This window comes from Pseudomonas sp. 21 (genome assembly GCF_000955805.1).
Taxonomy (GTDB): Bacteria; Pseudomonadota; Gammaproteobacteria; order Pseudomonadales; family Pseudomonadaceae; genus Pseudomonas.
Map to the genome: position 1 here is coordinate 1 of NZ_JYOA01000021.1, position 3,039 is coordinate 3,039.

The following is a 3,039-nucleotide window of genomic DNA, read 5'->3' on the forward strand; positions in this document are numbered from 1 at the left end:
CGTGACCGATGGTGCCGACGTTTACGTGCGGCTTGTTACGCTCAAACTTTTCTTTAGCCATCTTGACCGCCTCCCGTAAGGAATTGAGAAAGTCACGTCACCATTAAAACAAAGGCAGATATTTTCATATCTGCCTTTGCGAGATGGAGCTCATGAGCGGATTTGAACCGCTGACCTCACCCTTACCAAGGGTGTGCTCTACCAGCTGAGCTACATGAGCAAGACATAAGCAACAAACTTGGAGCGGGTAGCGGGAATCGAACCCGCATCATCAGCTTGGAAGGCTGAGGTTCTACCACTGAACTATACCCGCGGAGCTTGCAGCTCACGCTTGAAACTGGTGGAGGGGGAAGGATTCGAACCTTCGAAGTCTGAGACGTCAGATTTACAGTCTGATCCCTTTGGCCGCTCGGGAACCCCTCCGAGTGAGGCGGCATTCTACAGCCTGCCACCGCGTTGTCAACTGTTTTTCTTTAAAAAACTTGAGCTTAGCTCTTCGACAACGGCTTCCAGTGCTTGGCCTTTTCAGGCCGCCCCTGTGAAGCGGGCGCCATTCTATTCAAACTATTCAGGGCTTGCAACGTTTTTACACGGCATTGTTTGTTTTTGAAGTTCCGGGAAATCCGGGGCCAGCTGACGCAGCAGGGAATCGTCCACCAGGCGCCCGCTTTCCGCGGCTATCTGCGCCCAGTAATCATGCTGCGAGCGAGCAAGCTCGCGCACCAGGGCGTCGTAACCGGCAGTCTTCAGACGTTCGACCACACTGTCTGCGGAATCCTTGCGCTGAAAGATCCCAAGGGAAATCCCGTCAGTCAGATCGCCCTCGGTGATGATGTAGCTATCGATCTTGCGCGCTTGCAGCTCGCGCAGCTGCCACAAGGAAGCCTGCCGCGAAGCCAGGGGCGGAAGATAAACCCAGTAATCGACGCCAGCAGCCGCATCCACCGTCTGCACCGAAGCCTGGACATCCAGGCTCAGCAGGCGCTGGACTAGTTGCCGGGCGCGATCTTCTGCGGGGAAGCTGCCCAGGTAGATACATGCGGACGCGGGCACCACCGCCGGCTTTTCTTCTGCCGGACGGCGCTGAGGCGTCTCTGCAGACTCACTGAGCAGACGAATATTCTTCTGCTCAGCGTGAAACAGACTGAGCGGCGCGATCTCCTTCGGGCGAAGCGGCGCCTGCTGTTGATGCCAGACGTAATAGAAGACGTTGAGGGCGAGCAGGAAGAGGAAGAACCAACGCATCGATCAGACTCACTCGATCGGACAGGCAAGCGCCAGGCCGAGAAATACCAGATCCGGAAGCACGACAGCACGCGCAGATTCATCCTTGACCAGCTCGGCATCGCCCCCGGTCAGATAGACTGCGCAGTCATCACCCAACAGCTTGTTGGCCAGATCGATCTGCTCCCGCACAAACCCGCGCAGCATCAGCACACAACCGCGCTCGACCGCCTCGGAAGTCTCCTGGCCTGGCAGCAGGTTCTGCAGAGCCTCTTGAGCCGCCTCATCGTCATAGCGAATTCGGCGTGTGTGCGTACGGAGCTGGCTGCGCATCAGGGGCATGCCGGGAGCTATATAGCCACCCAGGTGCCTACCCGCGGCGTCGACCAGGTCGGAAGTGACCGCAGTCCCAAGATCGAGCACCAGGCAGCCACGCCCCGCGAGGCAATGACCCGCCACCAGAGCAAGCCAGCGATCCATCCCCAACCGATGATACTCACGGTAGCCATTCAGCACACCGCTCAGTTCGGTCGCCGGCGCAGCAATCTGCACCGAAATGGGGAATGCGCTTTCCAGGCCTACACGAAGCGCATCGGTTTCTTGCTCACTGCGCACACTGACCATTCGGCAATAGCGAATATCCACCACGTCGCTGGCCTGCAATTGCGCAAGCAGCGTCTGATCGGAATCAGCCACGCCACCAGCGACGGTTACCAGATCGTGCTTTCTGACCACCCGCCACTTGATCAGGCTATTTCCGCAATCCAACTCAAGAATCATCCGACAACCTCAGACTCAGCTCGCCTCCGCTGTAGCTCTGCTCCTTGCCATCCACCAGGAGACGCAACGCGCCTCGCTCATCGATGCCAAGGGCGCGCCCAACGATATTATTGGCGACAGTGGACAGCGTGACTTGCCGCCCCTGCCATAGATGTAGGGATTCCCACTCCTCGCGGCTCGCAGCGAAGCCGCGCTCGCGATGGCGGGAGAGTGCGTGCGCGAGTTGCGACTCCAGCGCCTGCAGCAACTCATTTCGATCGACCAGCCTGCCAAGGGCCTCTCGAACGGAAGTCCAGGGTTGATCAATGGCATCCGCCTTGCGCATATTCACATTGATGCCGATGCCAATGGCAACGCTGCAGATGTCAGCGGGATCCCCTGTCAACTCGAGCAGGATACCCGCGATCTTCCTGCCACCGACCAGGACATCATTGGGCCACTTCAAGCCGACATCCTTTACACCCAGTGCCTGGATGGCCTTCGCTACCGCAAGACCAACCACCAGACTCATCCCCTCTAACTCCTGCGCACCACCACGTACGGTGATGCCGAGGGTGTAATAAAGATTGGCGCCGAAGGGGCTTTCCCACTGCCGCCCTCGCCTCCCCCGCCCAGCGGTCTGGCGCTCACCAAGAATGGCGAACGGCGCCGCAGCGCCGGCAGAGAGGCGTCGCAGAACCTCAGCGTTGGTGGAGTCGATCGAAAACAGGACATCGAGAGACCACAGTCCGGAGCCGGACCTGGGCGAGATGATGCTCAGAGGCTCTTCCAGGCGGTAACCACGGCCGCGCACTCGCTGCACGACCATACCGTAGTCACGCTCAAAGCCCTCAAGGCGCTTCCAGACGGCACTGCGACTTACTCCGAGGAGAGCACCCAGCTCTTCTCCGGAATGAAAGCGGCCATCGCTCAGCAATTTCAGCAAGGTCTGCATATCACCCCCGCAACAGTCAGGCACGCATCATATAGAGGCATGCCTGAATTGCCTACGCAGCAATGGCCCGACTTTCCCGCGCGCAAAAGCAAAACCCCCGG

General features: G+C 58.9%; 4 protein-coding genes and 3 tRNA genes. All 7 read right to left on the minus strand.

Going from position 1 to position 3,039, the window contains the following annotated elements:
* The coding region (locus tag UB43_RS29975; protein ID WP_256205367.1) for a hypothetical protein at positions 1-61 on the minus strand (61 nt) is incomplete at its 3' end.
* An 83-nt stretch (positions 62-144) separates the two neighbouring features.
* Positions 145-220, minus strand: a tRNA-Thr gene (locus tag UB43_RS28665).
* 19 nt (positions 221-239) lie between these two features.
* Positions 240-313, minus strand: a tRNA-Gly gene (locus tag UB43_RS28670).
* A 25-nt stretch (positions 314-338) separates the two neighbouring features.
* Positions 339-423, minus strand: a tRNA-Tyr gene (locus UB43_RS28675).
* A gap of 141 nt (positions 424-564) precedes the next feature.
* Positions 565-1,245 (minus strand): SPOR domain-containing protein, encoded by a 681-nt coding sequence (locus UB43_RS28680; RefSeq protein WP_045218013.1) that lies wholly within the window; start codon positions 1,243-1,245, stop codon positions 565-567.
* Between the two features lie 9 nt (positions 1,246-1,254).
* A complete protein-coding gene (locus tag UB43_RS28685; RefSeq protein ID WP_045218014.1) occupies positions 1,255-2,004 on the minus strand; it encodes a pantothenate kinase in 750 nt (249 codons plus the stop codon).
* On the minus strand, positions 1,994-2,938 hold the full coding sequence (gene birA / locus UB43_RS28690) for a bifunctional biotin--[acetyl-CoA-carboxylase] ligase/biotin operon repressor BirA (RefSeq protein ID WP_045218015.1): 945 nt from the start codon (positions 2,936-2,938) through the stop codon (positions 1,994-1,996). The genes UB43_RS28685 and birA overlap by 11 nt, the downstream gene beginning before the upstream one ends.
* Positions 2,939-3,039 lie beyond the last annotated feature (101 nt).